Source organism: Kitasatospora sp. MAP12-44 (assembly GCF_029892095.1).
Lineage (GTDB): Bacteria > Actinomycetota > Actinomycetes > Streptomycetales > Streptomycetaceae > Kitasatospora.
The window spans coordinates 7,215,269-7,239,366 of record NZ_JARZAE010000004.1 but is presented as its reverse complement, the minus strand read 5'-3'; the positions used below and the strand labels follow the sequence as shown (position 1 = coordinate 7,239,366).

Annotated in this window: 24 protein-coding genes; 6 read left to right on the top strand and 18 right to left on the bottom strand. The window is 69.1% G+C overall.

Annotation, left to right across the window (positions count from 1 at the left end; translation table 11 throughout):
* Positions 1-18: 18 nt before the first annotated feature.
* The 10 genes from P3T34_RS33070 to P3T34_RS33025 form a co-directional block, all read right to left on the bottom strand.
* Positions 19-204, bottom strand: coding sequence for a thiocillin family RiPP (locus tag P3T34_RS33070; RefSeq protein WP_280669721.1), 186 nt, complete (start codon positions 202-204; stop codon positions 19-21).
* Positions 205-245: 41 nt separating this feature from the next.
* Positions 246-419 (bottom strand): thiocillin family RiPP, encoded by a 174-nt coding sequence (locus P3T34_RS33065; RefSeq protein WP_280669720.1) that lies wholly within the window; start codon positions 417-419, stop codon positions 246-248.
* Positions 420-447: 28 nt separating this feature from the next.
* On the bottom strand, positions 448-627 hold the full coding sequence (locus tag P3T34_RS33060) for a thiocillin family RiPP (RefSeq protein ID WP_280669719.1): 180 nt from the start codon (positions 625-627) through the stop codon (positions 448-450).
* Positions 628-665: 38 nt separating this feature from the next.
* Positions 666-836 (bottom strand): thiocillin family RiPP, encoded by a 171-nt coding sequence (locus P3T34_RS33055; RefSeq protein ID WP_280669718.1) that lies wholly within the window; start codon positions 834-836, stop codon positions 666-668.
* An 87-nt stretch (positions 837-923) separates the two neighbouring features.
* Positions 924-1,709 (bottom strand): nitroreductase family protein, encoded by a 786-nt coding sequence (locus P3T34_RS33050; RefSeq protein WP_280669717.1) that lies wholly within the window; start codon positions 1,707-1,709, stop codon positions 924-926.
* 2 nt (positions 1,710-1,711) lie between these two features.
* On the bottom strand, positions 1,712-3,409 hold the full coding sequence (locus P3T34_RS33045; protein ID WP_280669716.1) for a nitroreductase family protein: 1,698 nt from the start codon (positions 3,407-3,409) through the stop codon (positions 1,712-1,714).
* Positions 3,409-4,056 carry a TOMM precursor leader peptide-binding protein gene (locus tag P3T34_RS33040; RefSeq protein ID WP_280669715.1) on the bottom strand — a complete coding sequence of 216 codons (648 nt, stop codon included), beginning with the start codon at positions 4,054-4,056 and terminating at the stop codon, positions 3,409-3,411. Before P3T34_RS33040 ends, P3T34_RS33045 begins: the two co-directional genes overlap by 1 nt.
* Before the next feature lie 320 nt (positions 4,057-4,376).
* Positions 4,377-5,711, bottom strand: coding sequence for a YcaO-like family protein (locus P3T34_RS33035; protein WP_280669714.1), 1,335 nt, complete (start codon positions 5,709-5,711; stop codon positions 4,377-4,379).
* The gene (locus P3T34_RS33030; RefSeq protein WP_280669713.1) at positions 5,708-6,748 is read right to left on the bottom strand and encodes an ABC transporter permease; all 1,041 of its coding nucleotides are present in this window, start codon (positions 6,746-6,748) and stop codon (positions 5,708-5,710) included. The genes P3T34_RS33035 and P3T34_RS33030 overlap by 4 nt, the downstream gene beginning before the upstream one ends.
* Positions 6,735-7,754, bottom strand: a complete 1,020-nt coding sequence (locus P3T34_RS33025) for an ABC transporter ATP-binding protein (RefSeq protein WP_280669712.1) — start codon at positions 7,752-7,754, stop codon at positions 6,735-6,737. The genes P3T34_RS33030 and P3T34_RS33025 overlap by 14 nt, the downstream gene beginning before the upstream one ends.
* Positions 7,755-8,545: 791 nt before the next feature.
* On the opposite strand from P3T34_RS33025, the gene P3T34_RS33020 reads away from it, so the two are divergent.
* The 4 genes from P3T34_RS33020 to P3T34_RS33005 all read left to right on the top strand — a co-directional run bounded on the left by P3T34_RS33020 (position 8,546) and on the right by P3T34_RS33005 (position 12,128).
* Positions 8,546-8,989, top strand: a complete 444-nt coding sequence (locus P3T34_RS33020; protein WP_280669711.1) for a helix-turn-helix domain-containing protein — start codon at positions 8,546-8,548, stop codon at positions 8,987-8,989.
* Between the two features lie 214 nt (positions 8,990-9,203).
* Positions 9,204-9,593, top strand: coding sequence for a hypothetical protein (locus P3T34_RS33015; protein WP_280669710.1), 390 nt, complete (start codon positions 9,204-9,206; stop codon positions 9,591-9,593).
* Complete coding sequence (locus P3T34_RS33010; RefSeq protein WP_280669709.1) at positions 9,590-10,711, top strand: MAB_1171c family putative transporter; 1,122 nt, start codon at positions 9,590-9,592, stop codon at positions 10,709-10,711. Before P3T34_RS33015 ends, P3T34_RS33010 begins: the two co-directional genes overlap by 4 nt.
* A 217-nt stretch (positions 10,712-10,928) precedes the next feature.
* The gene (locus P3T34_RS33005) at positions 10,929-12,128 is read left to right on the top strand and encodes an amidohydrolase family protein (RefSeq protein WP_348534717.1); all 1,200 of its coding nucleotides are present in this window, start codon (positions 10,929-10,931) and stop codon (positions 12,126-12,128) included.
* A 261-nt stretch (positions 12,129-12,389) separates the two neighbouring features.
* On the opposite strand, the gene P3T34_RS33000 is transcribed toward P3T34_RS33005, so the two are convergent.
* The 4 genes from P3T34_RS33000 to P3T34_RS32985 all read right to left on the bottom strand — a co-directional run bounded on the left by P3T34_RS33000 (position 12,390) and on the right by P3T34_RS32985 (position 18,067).
* On the bottom strand, positions 12,390-15,491 hold the full coding sequence (locus P3T34_RS33000) for an SUMF1/EgtB/PvdO family nonheme iron enzyme (protein ID WP_280669707.1): 3,102 nt from the start codon (positions 15,489-15,491) through the stop codon (positions 12,390-12,392).
* Between the two features lie 36 nt (positions 15,492-15,527).
* On the bottom strand, positions 15,528-16,277 hold the full coding sequence (locus tag P3T34_RS32995) for a glucose 1-dehydrogenase (RefSeq protein WP_280669706.1): 750 nt from the start codon (positions 16,275-16,277) through the stop codon (positions 15,528-15,530).
* Positions 16,278-16,343: 66 nt separating this feature from the next.
* Positions 16,344-17,216 carry a DMT family transporter gene (locus tag P3T34_RS32990; RefSeq protein WP_280669705.1) on the bottom strand — a complete coding sequence of 291 codons (873 nt, stop codon included), beginning with the start codon at positions 17,214-17,216 and terminating at the stop codon, positions 16,344-16,346.
* 20 nt (positions 17,217-17,236) lie between these two features.
* Positions 17,237-18,067, bottom strand: a complete 831-nt coding sequence (locus P3T34_RS32985) for a hypothetical protein (RefSeq protein ID WP_280669704.1) — start codon at positions 18,065-18,067, stop codon at positions 17,237-17,239.
* 76 nt (positions 18,068-18,143) lie between these two features.
* On the opposite strand from P3T34_RS32985, the gene P3T34_RS32980 reads away from it, so the two are divergent.
* Positions 18,144-18,344 (top strand): hypothetical protein, encoded by a 201-nt coding sequence (locus tag P3T34_RS32980; protein ID WP_280669703.1) that lies wholly within the window; start codon positions 18,144-18,146, stop codon positions 18,342-18,344.
* Here P3T34_RS32980 and P3T34_RS32975 read toward each other — a convergent pair whose 3' ends face one another.
* The 3 genes from P3T34_RS32975 to rpe form a co-directional block, all read right to left on the bottom strand.
* Complete coding sequence (locus P3T34_RS32975; RefSeq protein WP_280669702.1) at positions 18,345-18,863, bottom strand: pyridoxamine 5'-phosphate oxidase family protein; 519 nt, start codon at positions 18,861-18,863, stop codon at positions 18,345-18,347.
* 791 nt (positions 18,864-19,654) lie between these two features.
* Complete coding sequence (locus P3T34_RS32970; protein ID WP_280669701.1) at positions 19,655-20,614, bottom strand: pirin family protein; 960 nt, start codon at positions 20,612-20,614, stop codon at positions 19,655-19,657.
* Between the two features lie 65 nt (positions 20,615-20,679).
* Positions 20,680-21,363, bottom strand: coding sequence for a ribulose-phosphate 3-epimerase (rpe, locus tag P3T34_RS32965; protein ID WP_280669700.1), 684 nt, complete (start codon positions 21,361-21,363; stop codon positions 20,680-20,682).
* A gap of 248 nt (positions 21,364-21,611) precedes the next feature.
* On the opposite strand from rpe, the gene P3T34_RS32960 reads away from it, so the two are divergent.
* Positions 21,612-22,466: a hypothetical protein gene (locus P3T34_RS32960; RefSeq protein WP_280669699.1), complete on the top strand. Its 855-nt coding sequence runs from the start codon at positions 21,612-21,614 to the stop codon at positions 22,464-22,466.
* 142 nt (positions 22,467-22,608) lie between these two features.
* Here P3T34_RS32960 and P3T34_RS32955 read toward each other — a convergent pair whose 3' ends face one another.
* Positions 22,609-23,895, bottom strand: a complete 1,287-nt coding sequence (locus tag P3T34_RS32955; RefSeq protein ID WP_348534716.1) for a beta-ketoacyl-[acyl-carrier-protein] synthase family protein — start codon at positions 23,893-23,895, stop codon at positions 22,609-22,611.
* Positions 23,896-24,098 lie beyond the last annotated feature (203 nt).

Here is a 24,098-nt window from a genome sequence, read left to right as displayed (position 1 = left end):
TTAGGTGGGCCTCGGGGTTCACGCCGACCCGATGGTGCCGGCGGTGGACGCCGACGAGACCGGGCAGCTCGCGCACGCACCGCACGCGAACGAGCCCGTGGTCCCGAGCAGGGTGGCGGTGTCGAGGCTCTCGACCGTCATGTCCTCCGCGGACAGGTCGATCGCCCAGATGTCGCCCTGTCGCGCGACCAGTTCAGCCTGCATGATCTTTCTCCTTTCGTTCAGTGACTCGGATGAGACGGTCGTCAGCCGATGCTGGAGGCCGACGACGACGAGGAGGCCGTAGAGGCCGGGCAGGACGCGGAACCCACAGTGGTGCTGGAGGTCCAGGTGCCGAGCAGCGTGGAGTCGTCCAGCTGCTCCACCGCGAGTCCCGTGGTGAGGTCCTCGGCGAACAGATCGATGCTTTCCTGGTGCATGGTGATTCCCCTCTCTTCTGTGATGCGCTTAGCCAGCGCTGGATGCGCTGCTGCTGCTCCCGGCGGTGGACGCCGGGCAGGAGGCGCTGGTGAGGCTCCCGAAGGATCCCCAGGTGCCGAGCAGGGATTCGCTCGCCAGCGGCTCGGCGGTGAGGGTCAGGACCTCGCCTTCCTCGGCGAAGAGGTCCAGGACGTCGATGGTGTCCATGCGGTTCTCCTTACGGTTGCGTTGGGCCGTCGGCTGGATCAGCCGGCCGAGCTGACCGTGCCGTTGGACGACGCGGTCGAGACGGGGCAGGTGAGGCAGTCCAGCGAGCTGACGCTGGAGAAGGAGCTGAGGGCGACCTCGCTCGGGAGGGCGTCCACGGGGAGGGCCAGGTCCTCGGCGAAGAGGTCGAGGACGTCGATGGTGTCCATGTGGTTCTCCTTACGGTTGCGGGACGGATGTCGTCCCGTGTGTCCCCGCCCCGGCTGGAGCGGGGAAGTCGAGGGTGGACAGCCAGGTCAGTCCCCGGTGCTGTCCAGCGGATGGCCGACGGCCAATGCCAGCAACTGGCTGGTGTGGTAGCCGTCGACGGGGACCAGCGGGCGCAGTGCCGCGGCGAGGAATCCGGCGAAGATGCTGCCTGCGAGACCGTGGTCCAGAGCGGTCAGCCAGCCGGCGTAGGCCGCAGCCCCCGCTCGGCTGAGCAGCAGTCGGTGGCCGTGCTCACCGTGCCGGTCCAACGAGGCCGCGAGCGGGCCGCAGACCATGAGGATCGCCGGCGCCTGGGCGAACTCGAGCTGCAGGACGAGATCGGCTGCGGCGGCACCGCCCGGCAGTTCCCCGACCGCGGTGAAACGGCCCGAACGCGGATCAGCCAGGTGGATCGCAGGGCGCAGACCGGTTACCGCTCGGGCGGCGACCAGGAACTGCAAGCCGGCCCCGGCCTCACGGTCGGGCCAAGCAGCCTCGTCGAATCCGCCTGCGGCGGCGACCAAGGCAGCGACCACGTCGGCAGCCACGGGACGGTCCGCGTAGAAACGCTCGGACAGCCGGCCGCGCTGCAACTGCTCCAGCGGCGTACGCGGCGAGGGCGCCGCCGCGATCTGCACCCGCTCTGGCGAGTCCAGGCCGGCGTCGAGCGCCTGGTAGAGCCCGGGACTGGGAGTACGGGAGCTTGCCTGGACCGCTTCTGCATCCAGCCGGCTGTGTGTCCTCAGCAGTCCCAGGGCCTGAGCGTGATCGGGAAACCGCAGGGCGTCGTCCACCAGGGCCGGATCGACCGTGTTTCGAGTGGCAGCATGCATGGCTACTCCTCCCCTTGGTTGAGGTCGGCACCGACCAGCAGCACCCCGGTGACGGGCTCGCTGTCCAGATCGAGATCGAGCAGCTCCGCCAGCTGACTGTCGTCCCACCGGTCAAGTGGCCTCGCCGAGAGCCCGAAAGCCTGTGCGGTGTAAACCAGTTGGGCCATGGCGGCACCCGCGTCCAGATGAATCACGCGCCAGCCGAAGCCGTAGTACTTCGAGGCAACCCGCGACAGCGCCGCCGTGAGGACGATCACCGCAGGTGAGACAGCGGCAGACGTGGACGGGTAGCCGATGTCGAGGCCGTCGCCGAGCCTGGCCAGCCGGTGCCCGCCGCTGACATAGCCCCACAGGCCAGGCTGCAAACCCGTCACTCGCCGGGCGACCACATGAAGCTGCACCGAGCCCAGGTTTCCGCCCGTCGGAGCCCACCGCTGGACCTTGCGCTCCGAGTCGCCTCCGGGGCGAAGGCCGGCGCCGCGCTGCAGCAGAGCTGCGAGCTGCCCCAGCGGAACGGACCCGGCCCCAGGTTCGCCACCAAGCGACCCAGGAGCGGCCAGGGGAGCCGGGACGGTGGCGGTGAAGTCCGCCAGCTCCAACTCCCTTGCGCTGGGCCAACGCTTGGACTCGTGCTGGAGGGCCAAGTTGCCCGGCTTGTAGTGAACTTGGTGCGCCCGGGGGTTGAGCAGCCGTCGCGGGGTGAAGGCCACCGAGCTCTCAAAGGCGACCGCCAGGGGTACCCCTGCGGCGGTGGTGGTGACCCGCGGGCCTGGTTGGTCGGGGATCGACGCCACGACGTGGAGGCTCTGCTCCCAGGTGCCGAGGTCCACCCGCATCAGGCCACGCAGCACGGGCGCGGAGCCGACTCGGGCGATCAGGGCAGCGGTCTGTGCGGCAACCAGGACCGCGGCGAGCTGCATCCGAAGCTGGGCGGACAAGCCCGTGGTGTCGTCAGGCACCGGGGCGGCCAGGCGTTGACGCTCCGCGTCGGTGAAGCTCGGGGTGAACTCGGGGTCGATGTAGGGGCCCAGCTCCACCGTTCCGCCGCTGAGGCGGACCGGCAGGAACGGCACACCGGCACGGGCGCAATCCTCGGCCAGTTCGGCCGGCGCAGGGGCGTCCTCCTCGATGGCGGCCACCACGAGGTCGTGTTGCTGGACCGAGGGCGGGGCCACGCCGGTGACCGGCCCGATGGCGGTCATCCCTGCGGAGCCCAGCTCGTTGAGAATCAGCTTCGCGAGCCTGCCGTCCCCGGCGACACCGATCTGGGCGGAAGCCAGCCGCGCCAGGACTTCCGAGGCCCTGCTATTGACTCGGGTGGAGTCCAGACTGCGCGACCAGAAGGCGGCCTCGGGGGTGTTCGGAGCGGCTTCGGAATCCCCCTCGCCTTCTTCCAGCAGCCCGCACGTGTAGAGCAGCGCGATGACCCGCTCCACGTGCGGCCTGGGCAGACCAGTGCGGTCGGCGATGCCCTCGGCGTCCAGCGTTCCGTCGAGCAGCGGCAGGATGGCGGGGACAAGATCGCGGGTGGCGGCGCCGCGCAGAATCTGTCGGCTCGGGGCACCTTCGACCAGGATCCCGTCGGGTAGGTGGAGCCGTACCAGTCCCCGGACCAGGGCAGGCCGCCGTGGGCAGCGGAACTGCGGATCATCCGCGACAGCTCGGCGCATGTCCTCCGCCGAGACAAGTTGACCAGCCATCATTTTCCTTCTTCCAGGACCGGAAGCAGACCCGTCAGGTCATCGGCGAGCTGACTCCAGGTCGATACCGGCTTCGTGTCGCGGCAGCGGTCGCACCCATGCACCGCCACCATCTTGGCGGCCGAGGCCTGGTGCTCCAGCAGGTGGTAGTGGCGCACGGTGCCCGCGCTGTCGGCGAGACTCCCGTTGTCGAAACGCTGCAGCTCCGCTTCGACGAGTGCAGCCGCCATGCCCACGTGGTGGGGCAGGAAGCCGGCGGGGCCGGAGGCCGGAGTCGCGTCGTAGTGGGCGTGCAGGGCGTCGGTGATGGCGCTGTCCTGCTCGTGCTGGGCGCGACGCTCGCGGAAGCAGCGGTAGCAGGGGCCGCTTCCGGGTACTACGACTGGACCGACCCGCAGCCGGGGATGCTCCAGTACCACTGGCAACCAGGGCGTGCCCCAGTCGGCGGAGCGTACGTCGATAGTCTCGGCTAGCTTCGGGGTCTCTCGCCAGGCAAGGAGGACCCTCAATCTGGCCCGCGGCCAGGCGGCCGAAGCGGAGGCGGGCCACGGGCCCTCGCCCTCGACGCTCAGTGCCATGTGTCCACGGGCCTGCATCAGGCGCTCCGCCACGGCGGCGCCGAAGTCGCCCACGGCGATCAGATGCACCGGTTCCATTGGTTCCTCATCTCCTGGACCGTCTCGTCGATCGGTCGGCTGGAAGAGCGGTAGGCAGGGCTGGTCGCCGCGGGCAGCGACCGCAACCAGGCATGACCGGTTGAGGCGCCGGCGTACGGCGCTGCCGGTCGGCCGTTGTGTGCTTACTGGGTGGGTTGCCAAGGGCCGGGGAAGCTCGGGTGCCGAGCGGGATGTCGCTCGTTCGAAGACGGCGTACCTGAGGCAATGCCCTGGCATTCGGAGCCGAGCAGCTGTTTGGTCTGGGGGTAGACACCAGCCAGCGGGGGTCGGCTTCGACGTTGAACGTGCTTCTACGCGAACGGCTGTGGCAGCGGGTTGATCTCTTCGGGCGACAGCACTGGGTAGCCCATCCGGGCCGGTGCCCGGTACAGGCGGGGGTGGGCCAAGTAGCGGGCCCGGTAAGTGAACGAGAGCGGCATCAGTTGCGGGATCAGTACCCGGACCACCCGGAAACCGACGTCCCGCGCCTCGTCGGTGGTGCATTCCACCGCCACCACCTGGCAGCCGGCCATGTGTAGCCACTGCAGCAGCACCTGCAGATCCCTGGCGGGCTCACCACTCGCCAAGTTGGGCAGGTCACTGAACTTGCGTCGGTGCTCGCCCTGCAGCAGGAAGTTGAAGTCACCGAGCCGCTCGGGGCGTCCCATATAGGCCGCACCGTGGTAGACGTTCACATAGTCATCGAAGGACTCCGGCACATCGCGTGGCACCTGCATTGCGATCCTCGACGAGGCCGACTCGCGGATGAGCTTGGCGATGGAGTCTGCGGGATCAAGTCCAGCGTTGCACATCACCAGCTGCCCCAGCACCTGGTTGTCCGGACTGAGGTCGATTGAGTAGACGACCGGAAGACCCAGGTCGGTGGTGGCGTCGAAGAACACCGTCTCCACCTGACTGCGCCGCGAGCGTTCCAGGTAGGGCGCCAACGAGTCAGGTACCTCGTCGAACTCGATTCGTGGCAGCGCGAGCTTCTGGTACCACGTCAGAGAGATCGCGTCGCGCTCCACCACCTCGCAGATGGCGTTGACCAGTGCCTGCGCCAGATCCGTGTGGGTGGCGCAACCGGTGGAGATCGGGTTCCAGTGCCGCTCTCCGCGGGATTGGGCCGAAAGGTGCATCCACACCTGAACTGCCGGGACCCACAGCGGGCGATGCTCCGTCAGCGACCAGCCGCGCGCCCAGCGCATGGGCGCGTCCTCGTCGATATCCACGGCCATGGCTCGGGGATGGGCGAGCTCAGCCGGTGAACAGCGCGGAAGCGACTGCAATGGCATTGCCTCGTCGCCGAGTTCACGCGCGGTCGCCCAGGTCAGCTGGTCTTCAGGAGCCGCACAGGTGGAGTACCGCTCCAGGGCCTCGGCGACGCACAGCCGCGCCGCCCGCTCAGGATCGAGACCACCGCCAGCCCCGTCCATCTGCCCCCGCGCACCACGGCTTCCGACCGCCGCGGCGACGTTGGGGACGACGCGGGCGATGTCCCCCAGGGAGGCGCTGTAGATGGGGAACTGCGGTTCGCCCGGATGGTTCGGCAGGCGTTGGACCCGGTTCACCAGCCCGTAGGGGCTGACCAGTTCATCAACGTTTCGCAGCCCACCGAGTAAGTCCGGAGACGATAAAGCGGTCATTTTTCTTCTCCCTGATCCCAGCTGAAGAGTCGAGCAGCGAGTAGTGCGAGGAGAACGGCCGAGCCTGCCAGCACCAGCCAGTCCACAGCGAGGCCGTGTTGGGAGGGTGCCCCCGTGAAGGCGTGGCTCAGCGCGTCCACCAGATAGGTCGTCGGAAGTGCCTGGGACACCGCGCGAAGCGGGCCCGGCATCAGGTTCATCGGTAGGAACAGCCCACTGAAGAGCATGGCCACCGGCATCAGCACGGCCAGCAGGCCGTTGGCCACCTCGGCGTTGCGCATCCTGGCGGCAACCAGATAGCCGAAGCCGAACAGCATCAGCGCACCCAGCAGTCCGCTGACCAGCACGGGAAGCGCGTCTCCCATAGAGAGGAAGCCGCAGACGGCCGCGATCGTCCCGACCACCACCACCTGTGCCATGACCAGTCCGAGGCGCACCGGGGCCTGGGCCAGGATGAAGGTCCGGCGCTTCAGCGGAGTGGTTCCGAGCATCCGCAGCGTTCCACGCTGGCGCAGGCCGATCAATGGCGTGGCGGTGCCGAAGAAAGCGGCCGACATCAGTGCGATGAATAGAGCAGTGGGCAGAGATGCCTTCACCGGATCGAACGGCACCCCACCATCAGGAGTGCGGAAGACCGAACGAGCGGACGGGCCTTGGCCGTTGTCCAGCGCGTCACGCATTCCGCGGACCACCCCGAACTTCCCCGCATCGACCGTGACCACGGGCCGGCCCTGCTCAGTCTGAACGATCGCGTCGTAGCCACCGAGCGTACGGGGCTGATCCGGCAGCGCCTGATCGAGCTCCTTCACCGTGAGGCCGCTGACGTGATTGAGTTGGTCGACCAGCTGGTGCTGACCGGGCCCTGGTGCCACCGCGACGTGATACGAACCGCCGCTGGTGAGCAGGCCCATTCCGAGAAACATCGCCATAAAGAACAAGGGGAAAATCAGGACGAAGAACGCCGTCTTCCCATCGCGGAAAAGCTCCCTGGAATTTGTCCTCACCAAGTGCGAGAAAGTTGAGTTACGAGGACTCATCCGAGCCACCAGCCTTGTCGTCTCCGCTGTCCTTGGAGGCCGAGGCGACCAGGTTACGGAACACCTCGTCCAATCCCCCGTGGGCGACCGACAGATCCATGGCATTCAGCGTGGGAGTGGAGGCGACATGCTTCAACACGGCATCGCCCTGCTTGGTGCTCACCTGTACCAGGACTCGTCCGCGCGAGGATTCCGTCCGCACGCCAGATACCCCTGGAAGCATCCGGACCGCGGCCAGGGATGCGGGCGCGTCAGTGGTGAAGGAGATGGTGCTGAGACCACCGAGGTCGCGGACGAGTTCCGCCGGGGTACCCGAGGCGACCACTTTCCCCGCCACCAACACCCCCACGCGATCGCAGAGCTGGGCAGCTTCATTCATGTCGTGTGTGGTCAGCAGTGTGGATCCACCCGCTCGGCGGTGTGCTCTGATCACGTTCCACAGGAGCTCGCGCGCCTGCGGGTCGAGGCCGGCAGCCGGCTCGTCCAGCACCAGCAGCTTCGGACGACCGACGATGCTGACCGCGAGCAGCAGCCTGCGTCGCTGCCCGCCGGACAGCGCTTTGACCTTCTGCCCTGCCTGCTCGGCCAGCCCGACCTCGCTCAGCACCTGGTCAACGTCCATGGGCTGGGAGTAGAAGGAAGCCCACATTTCGATGGTCTCCCGCACCCTGAGCTGCGGAAACAGGGTGCCTTCCTGAGGCTGGACTGCCAACTGCCTCCGTAACTCCAAGCTCCGGCCTGCCGGATCGAAGCCGAGGACCCGAATCAGTCCGGCAGTCGGCCGACGTACCCCCACCAGGCATTCCAGCGTGGTTGTCTTGCCGGCACCGTTCGGTCCGATAAGCCCGAAGACCTCGCTGGTGCGGATCTCCAGGGAGACCCCGCGGACGGCCTCCTTGTCGCCGTAGCTCTTCCGCAGCCCGTCGACGCCCACGACTGGCTCAGCCTCGGCTGGCCGGTTGAATGCGACCGCGTGATCGGCGGGCGCCACATCGTTCGGTGGCATCGGTTCCCCCCAGGAATTCCCGAAGATCAAAACAGAATAAGAGTCTGAACCATCCTAAGGCTGACACTCGAAGTCCAGCCCTCACATCTTTAAGTGGAACTTGAACCAACCACTTGCTGTCTGATTTTCAGCGTATCCTGACTGGCTGTGTTCGTATCGATGCTTACACAGAGTCCGAACGGGTCGCAAGTTGTTCGAGTGATTGATCTTCAATCAAACGGCGAATCGCTTGGTTGGCGTGAAGGCTTCGGCAGGGCATTACGCCGCGCCCGGCTAATTGCTATCGCCTAGCGGAATCCAGGGATCCACTTAATGCGATTCAATGGCAGGCATCCTGCCCCACCGTGGGCTGTGGTCGAACACGATGCCTTGATCATTTACCCTCTTCATCCGGCGAGCTGGTTTCGACCAGAGAAGCGTTGAAGGATAAGGGGTAATTGCCGATGGCTAAGCGCTGTTGCCGTGGAGTCCCCCGCTTGCAGGCGCTTCGCCGGCCGGTGCGCGCCCCGATGGGCGATGGCAGGGCGTTCCGCGATCCGGACCTTCGCCCATCCTGGCCGCATGCCACGTAGATCGCCCCCCGGCGCATGGCAATGCCCCCCTCCCCCTTCGGTTCGGCGACCAGCCTCTCCACTCTCGTTTAAGATCGTTTGCGACAATCTCGTACCTGAGTGGAGTCGGTGTGGGCAGTCTACTCACGAGGCGGGGTGGGATTCAACTGTCGTGCATGGATGGGGATTGAGGTACATTGACACGAGTGGAGCCTAGGGTGATGCCGCGAGGGGGTCGCTGTGACCGAGCAGGTAGTCCGTAGCCTGGCGGACAAGCTGAACCACTTGTTCGCGACCTTCAAGCCCCGTGGGGGCCAGGAGTACAGCAACGAGCACGTCGCGGCAGCCATCGGCAAGGCTGGCGTCGCGATCTCGCAGAGCTACATCTGGCAGCTGCGCAAGGGCAAGAAGGAGAACCCGACCCTCAAGCACCTGCAGGCTCTGGCGGGTTTCTTCGGGGTGCCCGCGGCCTACTTCTTCGACGACGAGGTGGCGGACCGAGTCGAAGGGCAGTTGAGTCTCCTGACGGCGGAGCAGGAGCGCCTGGACAAGGCTGTCGGTAGCGGCGACGCGAAGCTGATGGCCATGCGCGCGGGTGAGTTGTCCTCGGAGCGGCGCAAACAGGTGATGGATCTTCTCGACGTCGTCTATCAGTTGGAGCAGGCGGAACGTCGAGGCTTGTGACTGGCCGATACCGGCCAGGCCGCTGGACGCCGGGAGGGGGCCTGGCGATGGCGGCAACCGACAACGAATCTGATCAGGGGTGGGCAGATTGAAGGAGCGGGAGCTGCGGCGTCGCTGTAAGCGTGAGCTGCGGGCCCTGGGTATCCAGCCTCCGTTGCAGGTGGACGTCTTATGCCGGCTCCTCGGGGAGCAACGTCAACGTCCCATCCGGCTCGTGCCCCACTCGTTGCCCGTGCCTGGGCCGTTCGGTGTGTGGCTTGCCACTGCGTCGGCTGATTACATCCTGTACCAGCAGGAGACCAGCAAGATCCACCAGGATCACATCATCCTGCACGAGATCGGCCACATCCTGGCAGATCATCAGAGCGACGACACCGACGACGAGTTCTGGCGCGAGATGATGCCCGATCTCTCGCAGGAGGCCGTCCGACGAGCACTACGCCGGACCTCTTACGACCAGGAGCACGAACGCGAGGCCGAACTGGTGGCCACGATCATCCTGGAGTGGGCCTCCGTACTCGACCGCGTGACTCCGCGCAGATCGAACGACCCCTCCGTACAGCGGGTACAGACGGCCTTGGGTGATCGGCAGGGATGGCTATGACCGTCGTGACAGCACTTGCCGGTGCGGTTTTCGCCGTCGCCCTGATCTGGAAGCTGTACCAACTGGTCAAAGCGCGCCACGATGACCCGCTCCGCGCGGTCACGCTGTGCCTTGCGTGTATTGGCGCGGCATTCCCACTCGGCCTTGCGGCTGGCGCGAGGGCCTTCGACAACGTCGCCGGACATGGCTCAGCCAAGCTCCTGCAGAACGTCCTGCTCCTCGGTGCCTACTACTGGCTGATGTGCTTCTACCTCTACTCGGCGTCAGATCGCCGCCGGGGGCGAATCCGCGCCCGGTGGGAGGCAGTTCCACTCGTCGTTGCCATCGGAGCCATCTCCCTGGCAGCTCTCACTGCTCCCCAGAGCGTCAAGGACCTCCTATTCGCGCCAACGGACATGCGGGTCCCCCAGGTCACCGTCTTCTACCTGGTCGCCGGACTGTACATGATCTACGCAATCGCCTCGGCACTGCGCTGGACCTGGCGCTATGCCCAGGTGTCGACCCGCCCCCTGACCACCGGGCTACGGCTGGCAGCAGCAGGCATGGCGGGCATGGTGGCAGCCAGCTCGGTCCGCGCGGTCCTCGTCATGCTCTGGTGGTCGGGCGGTTCAGCTCCACCGGTGCTACTCCAGAGCGCGAATCTCCTCCTGGTCCTCGCGATCCCACTCTTCATGGTCGGCGTCAGTTACCCCGGCTTCGCCACACGGGTCGCCGCGGTACGAATCTGGCGGCACCATCGTCGCCTCTACCGGCGGCTGCACCCGCTCTGGACGGTGCTGCACGAGGCGTACCCCGAAGACGCCCTGAATCGCGTACCCGTCAGCCGATGGGACCACGTCCTTTCCCTTCGAAGCGTTCACCATCGCTACTACCGGCGCGTCATCGAGTGCCGTGACGGCCTGGTGCGCATCAGTCCGTACCTCGCAGACCTCGGCGCCGGTGTCGGCGAGACCTCGCCGGCGGCTCTGGCCGAGCACCTGCGAACGGCACTCCAAACCTACGCGTCAGGCGGCTCGGCGACTTCGACGGCGGTTCCGATAGCGATGCCGCACAGCGACGACCTTGACGCCGACGTACGACAACTCGCGGCACTGGCAGATGCGGTGAGATCCGCATAGCACGTCGCAGCTGTGCCCGGCGAGCCCCACGCCTGCCCGCAGGCGCACGGCCGATGACGACTCGATCGCGGGCCGGTCCACTGCGATGCCGTTCGGTGCCCCGCCTTGGTGGACTGGCCCCCGGCACATCGCATCCACAGGCCAGAGCCGGATCGTCGGCTTGTGGGCGGCACTCGGGTCGTGACAGACAAACACGATTGGATCAAGGAGACGGATGATGGAGCTGTTGATCTCGGCCGGACGGGTACTCACGGGCCCTGGCGGCGACTGCGTGGACGATGGGGCCGTACTTGTCAGCGGAGGCTCCATCGCTGCGGTCGGGACGCGCGCCGAGGTCGAACAAGTTGCCCCCGACGGCGTGCGGAGGGCGTCCTTCCCGGATGGCACCGTCCTCCCGGGCCTGATCAACTGCCACGTCCATCTCGCCTTCGACGCCGGGCCGGACCCGATTACTTCGTTGCAGGAGGCAGACGACACGAGTCTGCTACTCGGCATGGCCGGCCGGGCGCAGCAGGCCCTGGCCGCGGGTGTGACCACGGTGCGGGACCTGGGTGACCGGGGTGGCCTCGCGGTGCGTCTGCGTGACGCGATCGCGGAGGGAGTTCTGCCCGGTCCGCGGATCCTGGCGGCGACGGCTCCCCTCACCCCACCTGGCGGACACTGCTGGTTCCTCGGTGGCGAGGTGTCCGGCGAGGAGGCTATCCGGGACCGGGTGCGGCGCAACGCCGAGAGCGGCGCCGACGTGATCAAGGTGATGGCCACGGGAGGCAGCCTGACCAAGGGCGGGGCTGCCACCTGGCAGTCCCAGTTCAGCACCGAGGAGCTGCACGCGGTGGTGGCGGAGGCCCGCCGGGCCGGTCTGCCCGTCGCGGCCCACGCCCATGGCGCGGACGGTATCGCCGCCGCGGTCGCCGCCGGAGTGGACACCATCGAGCACTGCACCTGGATGGTCGACGGGGGCTTCGAGATGCGCGCCGACGTGGTCGCCGACATCGTCGCCAAGGGGATCCACGTGTGCCCGGCGGCCAGCCACAACTGGCGGCGCTTCGCCGAGTACTTCGAGACAGAGCGGGCCGAGCAACTCTTTGGCCAGATACGGTGGATGGCCGAGCAAGGGGTCCGTCTGGTGGCTGGAACGGATGCCGGGGTGCCGGGCTCCGTGTTCGACGGCCTCGTGGGCGCTCTCGAGCTCTACGAACACCTGGGCCTCTCCCTGGACCGCGTCATCGACATGGCCACCAGCGATGCCGCCCGCGCGCTCGGAATCGACGCCGACACCGGACGGATCGCCGTCGGCTACCGCGCCGACCTGCTCGTCGTCGACGGTGACCCGCTCCGCGACCTGAGCGCGCTGCGCGCCGCACGCCTCGTCATTGCAGGAGGACGTGCATACGGCAACGGAGCAGCCGACCGTTAGTGAGCATGTCGGATCAGCAGCTCGCTCCCGGGCCGCTGCCAGCACCTGCTGCAACGGCCCGGTCAACCGAGCTCGAACGGGCAGTCCTGCCGCCCGCGCGACAGCATCAGGAACAGCCGCTCGGTGGGGCGGGAGTCCAAGCGGAGCCGAAAGTGCCTCCGGGGCTTGGTCAGTGGAGACCGAGCCCCGGAGGCGTTCACCGCGAGCAGCAGCCTGTCCTCGATGTTGATGCGCCCTTCCGGGAGAGGAGGGACCTTGAGGTCAGCCGCGGGCGAGGCGGAAGCTCAGGTCGTCGTTTCGGACGAAGCACTGGCCGCGGCCGCGGTAGGCGGCGCGGGCCCGGATCTGGTGGTGGCGCCAGGAGCCGCCGCGGCAGATTCGCACGGCTTCGGGGGCGTCGGAGCCGCGCGCGGCCGGGTCGTGTGGGTATGGGGTGGCGGGGCTGGCGGTCCACTCGAAGACGTTGCCGGTCAGATCGTGGCAGCCGTGCGCGGAGACACCGGTGGGGAAGACGCCCACCGGGCTGGTGGTGCGTAGGTGGAGCTCGAAGGTGTTGGCCGCGTACGTGTCGAAGGTGTCGCCGTAGCTGAAGACTCGTCCGTCGGGGGCTGCGACGGCTTCCCACTCGTTCTCGCTGGCCAGGCGGATCCTGCTGCCAGTGACGGCGGTGAGCCACGCACAGTACGCCTCCGCTTCGTAGACCGAGACACCGACGACGGGGTGGCTGGGGTCGGCGAGGCGGCTGTCGTGCCAGTACGCGGGCGCCCCGGGCGCGCCGGTGCCGTAGATCAGGCCGAGGGCATCGCGGATCTCCCGGTCGCTCATTGCGGCGAGTTTGACCATGCTGACGGCGTGGTGCAGGGTCGTGGTCCCGTCGCGCAGCATCCGGACGGGCAGGTGAGGACGGCGGCGCAGGCTGTCGCGCTTCTTGGCCCACTCGCGGGAGATGAGGTCGAGGGTGCCGTGGCCGGCGCGCCAGTTGCGGGCGTGGGTGCTGTGCCACCAGCGGTCGTCCTGGTAGCCGCCGGCGTCGATGAAGTAGGAGTACTCGGCGTTGGTGACGGGCCATCGGGCGAGCTCGAAGCGGGTCAGTTCGACTTCGTGGACGGGCTGTTCCAGCGGGTACGGGCTGTCGTTGGCGCCGACGCGGTAGCGCCCGGCCTCGATGGTGGCGAACTGCGGGAGCAGTGCCTGGCCGTGGCTGCTGGTGAGACGGGTGTAGCGGGGGTCGTCCACGGTGGCGAGGATGCGGCCGAGCTGAAGGCGGGCGCGCAGGTCGACGCCGGGATCCGCGAGGTGGTCCATCAGGCCCTGGGTGACCTGGCGGCGAGTGGAGGTGGTGAGGCGGACGTCGGGGGCAGCCAGGCAGCGTCCGGCCAGCGCCGGGTTGGCGGCGAGCAGTTGGAGTACGTAGCCGTCCGGGTCCGGGGTGAGGGCGGCGGCCATGACTGCGGTCTCCTCCCAGCCGGTGGTGGCCAGGGGAGGTAGGGGCTCGCCCGGGGCGAGGTCGGCCAGGACCTGTTCCAGAGAGGGCTGGACCGCCGAGGCGCGGAATTCGACCGTGATGCGCTGCGGGTCGGGGACGGCGGCCAGCTGGCGGGCGGCGAAGAACTCCTGCAGCAGCTGGTGGAAGAAGCGGATGGCTTCTTCGTCGTCGTCCAGGATGCCGGTGTCCGTGCCAGCCCGCAGGGACGAATCGGCCAGGCGGGCCAGGCCGTTGAGGAGTTCGACGGCGGTGTCGTAGTCGACGACCACTGCGCCCTTCTCCTCGCCACGTTTGGCTTGCTGCATCTGGTAGGCCAGGCGCGTGAGCGCGGGGATGAAGTGGCCGCGGTCGGGCAGCCAGGTCGGGTCGGTGACCCCGTCGCGTAGGAGGCGGCGCTCGCGTTCGGTGAGCAACTCGGGGTCGTGAAGGTGCTGGTTGCCGGAGAGGATCTCACGGCGCAGGAGTTCGCGGACCATGCCGGCGAAGGCTTCGGTACGGCCGATCGGGACGGTGCCGACCGCCTGGACCCTGTTGATCAGCAGGCGCAGCATGTAGGGGTTGCGGTAGAGGGATAAGGCGCGCGGGTCGCGGCTGAGTGCCTGCTGGACCAGGTCGGCCTGCTCGGGCAGGCGCAGCCGCAGGTACTCGAAGACCTGGTCGCGGGTCATCGGCTCCAGGCGGATGTGCGGGACGCCGACGTCCTTGCTACTCAGCATCGCGCCGTAGTCCAGCGTGCGGCAGGTGAACAGGGCCTGATTGCCGGGGATGTCGCGGACGTGCTCGTACAGGAAGGCTCGCCAGGCGTCCACGCGTCGGCGCAGGTCGGACGGGTCGCTGTGGGCGAGTTCGTTCAGGCCGTCCAGGAGCAGCAGGACGCGGCCCTCGGCGAGGAGCTCGGGCAGGCTGGGCAGGGCGGGATGGCGGGTGCTCCAGCGGCGGGAGAGCCAGTGCAGCGGGTCGGGTGGCGGCTCGGTGGCGCTGAGCCCGTACTCGGCCAGCGACACGCTGAACGGGACGACCGGGTTGGCCGGGTTCTCGATGCCGCTGCGGGCGACGTCCATCTCCAGTCGGCGCAGCAGGGTGCTCTTGCCCGAGCCGGGCGCGCCGAGCAGCACGTGTGCGAACGCGCCGGAGGCACGCAGGACTTCGCGCAGGTCGTCGCTGGAGCGAGTCGAGGGGTAGGCGGTCCAGCGGTCGGCGGTGTCGGTGCCTTCGTCGACGACAAGGGTCAGGCGTACGAAGCGGCGGTCGAGCTGGTACTGGGGTGCACACCAGCGCGCGTAGCAGGCGAGCAGGTACTCGCGCAGCTGGCGCGGCTTGTGCGCGCGGATCTCGTGGAGCTGCTCCTCGCTGAGGACGACGGCGCGATCGGGGTCGCGGACGGCGTGTTCGAGCGCAGCCAGGGCGCCGGGCAGGGAGCGGCTGGGGGCGAAGGGACTGGTGACCAGGTGGATCACAGCCGAGTCGCGGTCCGGCCAGGTGAAGGGGGCACGAAGTTCCCGCACGAGCTGGGCGATCCGCTCGTCCCAGGGCCGGGGCGGGGTGGCGTTCCATTCCAGGCGCTGGAAGGGCAGGAGCTGGTAGTGCGGGTCGCAGTCGTCCAGGCGGATCAGGTGGAGCGGCTTGCGGTGCTGGTAGAAGTAGAACCACTCGTTGAAGACTTCGGCGGAGGCCATCGCCGGCTCGGTGAGCAGCACGACCAGGCGGTCCGCGTCTCGCAGGGCGTGGTCGATGGCCAGCGGCCAGCGGGCGGTGTGCCGGATCTGCTCGGTGTCCAGCCAGGTCTCGAACCCGGCCGCGGTCAGGGCGTCCCGCAGCCGCCCCGCGACCTCGGCGGAGTCGCGCTGGTAGGAGATGAAGATGCGCTCGCCAGACATGCCCTGCCCCCGATGTTGCGTAAGTTCCCGGACAGTTCAGCCGTGGCCCAGGGTGAAACCGGCATCGGCGGTCAACAGCGTCCCGGTGACGTAGGGGGCCTCGGCGAGGTAGACGTAGGCGCCCGCGATGTCGTCGGGGGCGATGAAGTCCTTGAGCGGGATGTTCTCCAGCCACGTCTGCTTGAGCTCGTCGGTGACCCGGTCCATGTAGGAGGTGGCGACGAAGCCGGGGGCGACTGCGTTGACCCGCACGGTGGGTGCGAGCTCCTTGGCGAGGGTGCGGGTGAAGTTGTTCACGGCGGCCTTGGCTGCCGAGTAGGCCATGACGCCCTCGCGGCCGTTGGCGTCGAAGCCGCGGATGGAGGAGGTGTTGATGATGGTGCCGCTGCCCTGGGCGGTCATGGTCTTTGCGGCGCGGATGGAGCACAGGACGGTGGACATCAGGTTGATGTTCAGGATCCGCAGCCAGTGCTCCTGGGTGGACTCCAGGAGCGGCATGCCCTCGGTCAGCCCGGCGTTGTTCACCAGGACGTCGACGCGACCGTAGGCGGCCTCAGCGCTGGTGAACAGGCGCTCGACGTCGGCGGGATCGGCCACGTCGCCCTGAACGTACAGGGCCTGGCCACCACGGGCGCAGATCGACGCAGCCAGCTCCTCGCCGCCGGCGGTGTCGCTGTGGGAGTTGACCACGACCTGTGCGCCGCGTTCGGCGAAGGCCAGGGCGACGGCCCGGCCGATCCCCCGCGAGGAACCCGTGATGACCGCGACCTGACCGTCCAGTGCCATGCCCTGTCCTTTTCGGCTCGGAATCGACGCGAGAGTGCGTAACGCACACTGTAGCCGTTTGATCACTCAACTCCCCGGTATCTCAGGCATCTTGCCCGCCTGCGCGGCGGCTGCCCCGGCGGCCAGCACCAGTGCCGCCCCCGCCCAGGTTGCGCCACCCGGCCGCTCGCCCAGCAGCGCCCAGCCGCTGACCAGCGCCGACACCGGTTCCATGAACAGCAGAATGCTGGAAGTGGTCACCGACAGCCGGCGCAGAAAGGTGAGATAGGCCAGCTGGGCGGCGGCGCTGTAGAGCACGCCCAGGGCCACGATCACACCAAGGTCGCGCGCACTGAGGACGCTTGTGCGCCAGATCGCGACGGGAGAGAGCAGCAAGGCGACCACGCCAAGCTGAACGAGCGTCACCTGCGTCGGCGGGACACTGGCGAGTGCATGCTTGCTGGCCAGAATGGATCCTGCATAGGCCAGGGCGGAGAACGCGATCAACCCGATGCCCGACCAGCCGACGCCCGCGCGCGGGTGGAGGATCAGCGAGCATCCGGCGACGGCGAGCGCCAAGGCGCCCCACTGCCGCCCGGACACCCGCTCACCCAGCGCCGGGCGGGCGGCGGCGGCCACCAGCAGAGGGGCCAGGTAGATGCCCAGCAGCACGGTCCCGATCGGAAAGCGCTGCAACGCCATGACGAAGGTCAGCCAGTGCACCGCCAGCAGCGCCCCCGACAGGACAAGCGACCCGGCCGCCCCGCGCGGAACCGCCTGTGCGAGCCGCTCCTGCCGCGCCCTGGGCGTCAACTGCCAGGCGCCGAGCGCCAGCGCCCCGGTCAACGCCCGCCCGCAGGCGATTGCTGCCGCAGGCAGTTGGACCTCGCGCACCAGCACTCCGCTGGTGCCCCACAATGCCGCCACCAGGGCCGTCCCGGCGGCCGGCACCCAGGCCATGAGGGCGGGTGGCATGGTCCTCACGCCGTGGCCTCGGCCGGGGCAAGCAGCTCGGCCGGATGACGCCCGTCGCGGACCACGGCCCGCAGTAGCCGCACGAAGCCGGGGACGTCATGGCGATTGTAGGTCTGCCGCCCGAAGCACACCCCCGCGGCCCCGGCCGAGACGGCGCCGTGCGCGTTCTCCAGCGCCTGCAGGAGCGGGGTGCGCGGGCCGCCCGCGATGACGATCGGCGTCCCCAGGGACGCCGTGACGACCGTGGCGAAGCTTTCCGGATCACCGGTGTACTGCGTCTTGACCACGTCCGCGCCCAACTCCACCGCGATCCGCACCGCGTGCCGCACCAGGTCGGCGTATGCCGCGCGGTCCCGCTCCTTCCAGTCCAGGTAGTTGTCGTCGCCACCCTCGCCCTCCCGGCGCGGGTACATGATGGCCAACAGCGGCAGCTCGTGCTCCTCGCAAGACTCCGCGATCCGCCCGAGCGCTGCCAGCATCTCCGGCTCGTGAATGGAGGACACGTTGACATGCGCCGCCACCCCGTCACAGCCCTGTCGAAGTGCCCGCTCCACCGAGCCGACGACGATCTTGCGCGTATGCGCGCCGAGCACCGTGCTCGCGGTCAGGTTCGCCACGAACGGCAACAGCACTCCGCGCCCCGTGTACGTGGTGTGCAGCTGACGGAAGCCCAGTACAGCGTCCGCGCCTCCGAGTTCAACCTCGCGCAGCTTGGCAACCGTGTCACTCAGTCCGTCGTACGGGCCGTTGATCAGCGCGTCGTCGAAGGGCACCATCACCGTGCGTCCGCCCGGCAGCAGCCGGGACAGCCGGACCATCTTCCCCGTGGATCTCATTAGCGTCCCCTCCCGAGCACTCCGTGGATAGCCTGGATCACGCACCGCCGCCGCCACGATCACCAGGGGTACGCCGATGGCCGAGACCGGACAGCCCGCGCTTCCCGCGGACTGGGTACAGCAGCTTCAGAACGGGCAACTCGCCGCCGACGACGCCCGCGTGCTCGCCGAACTGCGGCGCCTTGCGGACGCCGTCGACCCGGCCGATAGCCTCGCTGTCTTCGCCAACGTCGACGTCCCCGAGATCGACGAACCCGAGCAGCCGACCGCCCCGTGACTACCGGGCGACCGTCGCGCTGATGTAGTTGCGCCGCCCGAAGCGGGGCTCGTCCAGGAGCGTTAGCGACTCCACCCGAAAGCGGTACAGGGCCGACGGAGCCGTACCGGCACGGAAGCGCTCGTGAAGCTCCGGATCCTGGGCGAACTCCGCAAAGCGCCCCTGGTACACCTCCAGCGCGTGGGCGAGGACCGCGCCATCGCACTCCTCCACCCGCCCGAACAGCTGAAGCCCCTGCAACTGCTCGCCGTACAGCGGTGCTTCACAGAACACCGTCGCCGCCGCGCGCGGATCGGTGTCGATGTTGCGACTGTGCAGCGTGGTGCGCTCACTGACGAAGTACAACGACAGCCCGTCGTCCACGGCGAAGAAGGCGGTGTTGGCGTGCGCCCCCGCCGCCGCCCCGACCGTGGCCAGCGCGAACAGGCGACTCTTGCCGAGGATCTCGCCGACGCTGTCGCGGAACTCGTCCGACGGCGCCTCGCTACGCGTGAATTGCACCCCGTACCCCAAGGTCATCTCCCTCAACTCCCAGGTGGCGCACTACTATCTACAGACTCCCAGACAGACAGGCGTGAGCGCACACGGAATACGCGACGACAGGACGAGCAGCGTGTCGGGAGCTCGGAGTCGGTGACCCGGGCGACGGTGAGCAGCAGCTCCTGAGCATCCGCCCCCAGGCCGCTGGCGCCCTGCTCTCCGGGGACTCGGCCGCCCCGCGCTTCGTCCCACGGTCCAGTTTTCGGGCGGCAGCACCCGACGGATGAAGCTGATCGACGTCCGACCGGTCGGCGGCGTCGTCGTGCTGCGCCATGCCCGGAAGGAGGGAAGCAGCGACGCTTGAATCCCCGCGGACGCGGGGGTGGTCCGCCCTTGTCAGCAGATCGGCCGCGGCGAGCTCGTGCTCCCCGCCGACGCGACCCAGACCCTAGAAGCGCCGACGTGACCACTTCGGCCAGCCTTAGCACAGGCCTGTCGCGACCATCGCCACATCAGCCCCACACTCGAACGATGACTACCATCAGTCACCTCTGACCGGCCCGCCCACGACATCCCAACTCAGGCAAGCCGATCGCATTGATCTAGACCAATTTGGCTGACGGCACATCAGAGAAGTCAGCATTGGTCAGCATTAGTCTGACTAAAGCCTGTCACAGAAGGCCACACTCGCGACTCCCGCGCTACTGGCAGGTTGACGCCCAGAAGGCCGATAGGCCATCGCGGTGGAGGCTCCCGAGGAGCCCCCAGCGCACCGAGCGGCACTCCACGAAGCGCACCACAGGCCGAAGCTCCAGGCATATAAGCCCAGGTCAACCAGCCCTTCCCCGTGGCTTCATCGGCACCGAGGGCAACGTAGGCGCCGACAGCCGCTGCCCGTCGTAGCCGTGTACCTCGCCGAACCTGGACCCTTCCATCCAGTCGGATCGTGCCTGTACGATCTCCTCACTGGATCGGCCGATGAAGTTCCACCACATGACGATCTCCTCCGCGAACGGCTCGCCGCCCAGCAGGAGGATGGAGCTGTCGGTGCGGGCCCGTAGGGGGAGTTCGCGGCGGCCGCAGCCGAGGTAGAGGATCGAGCCGGGTTCGACGCGGACGTTGTCCACGTCGACGCTGCCGGTCATCGCCAGGACGGCGTACTCGAATTCGGGCCGCAGCGGGAGTGCGGCCGTGGCGCCCTCGGCGAGGGTGAGGTCGGCGCCGACCAGGGGGGTGAAGGTGGTGCCGGCTGAGGCGGCGCCGTCCAGCTCGCCCAGGATCACGGTGCCGTGCAGGCCGGGCGCCGTCACCACGGGGAGCTGGGCGTGGTGTTCGAAGGTGGGCACGGTGTGCCGGTGGGCGTCCGGCAGGGCGACCCAGAGTTGCGCGCCGTGCAGCAGGCGGGCGTGGTCGCGCGGGGATTCCTCGGAGTGCGAGATCGCCCGGCCCGAGGTCATCAGGCCGAGCTCGCGCGGGCGGATGGTCTGCAGGCTGCCCAGGCTGTCGCGGTGCAGCACCTCGCCGTCGTGCAGCCAACTGACCGTCTGCAGGCCGGCGTGCGGGTGCGGGGCCACCTGCATGCCGGGCTCGTCGGCGATGTCGTCGGGACCGTAGTGGTCGACGAAGCACCAGGCGCCGACCATGCGCCGGGACATGGTCGGCAGCAGTCGGCGGACCTGGGTGCTTTCGCCGAGTTGGACGGTCCGGCCGGTCAGCAGCTCGCGTACCGGTCCGGCGCTCGCGTCGCCGCCGCAGAGGGTGGCGGTGGGCTTGAGATCAAGGTTGCTCACAAGGTCCCACGGTAGCTGACGGCGCTTCAACCGCTGGTCCGTGCAACGGACTCAGTACAGCGCAGTCAGTGCGCGCAGGCCCACGGCGCGCCCGCGGTGGCCGCCTCGGCCTGGGCCCGCAGGCCGCGCACCGCCTGCGCCGGGTCGGCGGCGCCGTACACGGCGGAGCCGGCCACGAAGACGTCCGCGCCGGCCTCGGCGCAGCGCTCGATGGTGGCGGCCGACACGCCGCCGTCCACCTGGAGCCACAGCTCCAGGCCGCGCTTGGAGATCAGCTCACGGGTCCGGCGGATCTTGGGCAGCATGATGTCGAGGAAGGCCTGGCCGCCGAAGCCCGGCTCGACGGTCATGATCAGGATCATGTCCAGCTCGGGCAGCAGGTCCTCGTACGGCTCGATCGGCGTGGCCGGCCGCAGCGCCATCGCCGCGCGGGCGCCCTTGGCGCGGATCTCCCGGGCCAGTCGGACGGGTGCGGCAGCGGCCTCGACGTGGAAGGTGACCGAGCCGGCGCCGGCCTCGACGTACTGCGGGGCCCAGCGGTCCGGCTGGTCGATCATCAGGTGGCAGTCGAGCGGGATGTCGGTGGCCCGGGCCAGCGACTCCACCACCGGCACGCCGAGCGTGAGGTTGGGGACGAAGTGGTTGTCCATCACGTCGACGTGCAGCCAGTCGGCCCCGCGCACGGCCTCGGCCTCCTGGGCGAGCCGTGCGAAGTCCGCGGACAGGATGCTGGGGTTGATCTGGGCCATGACCGAACTACCTTCGCGCGAGGGCTGGGGCGCCGCGGGAGACGGTGCCTCGTCCCATCATCCCGCGCCGCGTCGCCGGTAACCGCACGCCCTGACCCTCGGGTGACCGCCATCACACCCCGGTCGGGGTTACCGAGGCCGCCGCCGTGGTCATCAGCACCTGAGCGGCCGCCAGTTGCCCACCGGGCCGTCCCCGTCCAGCCGAGCTGCCCGTCCAGCCGGCAAGCTCCTCCGAGGAAGGTCTCCCGATGTCCGATCCCGTCCACCCCGCCCGCGCGCTGTGGCGGCTCTTCGAGCCGGTGTACGCCGTCACGTTCCTCCAACCCGAGAGTCGGGCGGTCTTCGAGGCGGCCGGGCTGGACGGCGGCTGGCGCGGCTACTTCGCCGGCCGCTCGGCTCCGCTGGGCGCGGTGGACGCGCCGCCGGTGATCGCCGCGTTCTTCAGTTTCGCCCCGGCGATGGTCGAGCGCGCCCTGCCGGAGGTGTGGACGCGCGCGAGCCCCGAGCAGGCGCTGGCCGCCCGGACCGAGGGCTCGGCGGCGGCGCTGGCCCGAATGCTGGAGCCGGTGAAGTGGGAGCAGGTCGAGTCGGCGGCGACCGCACTGGAGGAGGCGGTGGCCCGGTTGGACTGCGCCGGCCGGGTGCTGGCCGCCGCCAACGCCGCGCTCCCCCGGCCTGCGGACGTGTACGGGCGGCTGTGGCAGGCCGCGACCGTACTGCGCGAGCACCGCGGGGACGGCCATGTGGCCGCGCTGGTCGCGGCCGGGCTGGACGGCTGCGAGGCGCCGGTGCTCCACTGCGCGCTGGCCGCCAGCCGCGAGGTGCTCCAGCCGCTGCGCGGCTGGACGGACACGGAGTGGGAGGGCGCGGCGGCGCGGCTGGTCGAGCGAGGCTGGCTGACGGCGCAGGGGGCGGTCACCGAGCTCGGCCGGATCCGGCACCGGTCCGTCGAGGCCGCCACCGACCTGGCCGCCGGCCGAGTGTGGGAGGGCCTGCCGCACGACGAACTCGAACGCCTGACTGCCGTCTTGACGCCGATCGCGGCGATCTGTCGTGAGCAGATGCCGATCAACCCGCTTGCGATGCCGCCGGTGAATCGGTAGCCGGCCGGACGCCGGGGCGGCCGGGAGCAATCCCAGGGGCTGTGGTTCCGCGGGTCGAAAACCGATGGATATGTTTGATTCCCGGCTGGTTTGATCCCGGCTGGTTTCCGACCGGATTCCTCGTCGGCCGCTCCAGCCCCGTTCAGTCGCTGCGGCGGAACGCGAGAACGGCGTTGTGGCCGCCGAATCCATAGGAGTTGCTGAGCACGAGATCGCCGGTCGTCGCCAGCGTCCGCGGGGTGCCGAGGACGATGTCGAGCCCGATACCGTCGTCGGGATTCTCGCAGCCGACCGTGGGCGGAATGAGTCCGTGGTGCAGGGTCAGCACGCTGGCGATCGCCTCCACCGCGCCGGCGGCTCCCTGCATATGGCCGAGCGCCCCTTTCGACGCGGTGACCGGCACGCCGTCGAGCCCGCTGCCGAAGACGGTGCGCAGGGCCGCCGCCTCCGCCGCGTCGCCGCTGAGGGTCGCGGTGGCGTGCGCGTTCACGTGCACGACGTCGGCCGCCTCGCCGTCGGCGTCGGCCAGCGCCTTGCGTATCGCGTCGATCACGCCCTCGCCGTCCGGCCGGGGCGCGGCCATGTCGTGGGCGTCGACGGACAGGCCCCAGCCGGCCGCCTCGCAGTAGATCCGCGCACCGCGGGCCAGCGCGTGCTCCTCGGCCTCCAGCACCAGCAGCCCGGCGCCCTCACCGAGGACGAAGCCGCTGCGGTCCTTGTCGAACGGCCGCGACGCCGCCCGCAGCCCGTCCGTGCCCGGCGCCAGCGCGCGCATGGCCGCGAACGCGGCCAGCACCTCCGGGGTGATCATCGCCTCGGTACCGCCGGCCAGCACGACGTCCAGCCGGCCGTGCCTGATCCGGTCGATCGCCTCGCCGATCGCCTCGGCGCCCGACGCGCAGCCGGAGACCACGGTGCGCGCCTCGCCGCGGATGCCGAGGTCGATCGCGACCTGCGCCGCCGCGCCGCTGGGGACCGTCATCGGTGCGGTGTGCGGCGAGACGAACCGTGCCCCCCGCGCGGACAGCACCCGATCGGCCGTGACCAGCGCACCGGTTCCGCCGATGATGGTGCCCATCGACACTCCGACCCGCCTGGCGTCCAGCTCGCCGCCGCCGATCGCCACGCGGCCGAAGCCCGCGTCGGCCCAGGCCTCCCGGGCGGCCAGCAGCGCGAACTGCGCATTGCGGCTCACCGTGCGCGCCTGGGTGCGGGTCAGCTGGTCGGCCGGCTCGGCCGCCGCGGTGGCCGCGATGCGCACCGGGAGCCCGGCGAATTCCGGCCCGGTCAGCTGCCGGACCCCGCAACCCCCGGTCAGCAGGCCCCGCCAGGTGGAGGCCGCATCCGCTCCCAGCGGTGAAATCGCCCCCACCCCGGTGACAACCACTCTTCTCGGCTGGCGGTAAGCGAGGTACGACCGATCTTTCATTGTGCGATCCCTTATTTTGCCGTTGGCAGCAGCGCTCGCACGATAACCGAGTCACCTGAATGATGGAACACCGGGGCAGCGGGCATCGCCAGCGGTGTTCTTATTGCATCAGTGGTTGATCATCCATACAAGAGTGGGTTATCACCAAATTCCCGCCGGCTACTCAGGTTCCGATTCAAAAACCGGACCGCCGATACTTATTT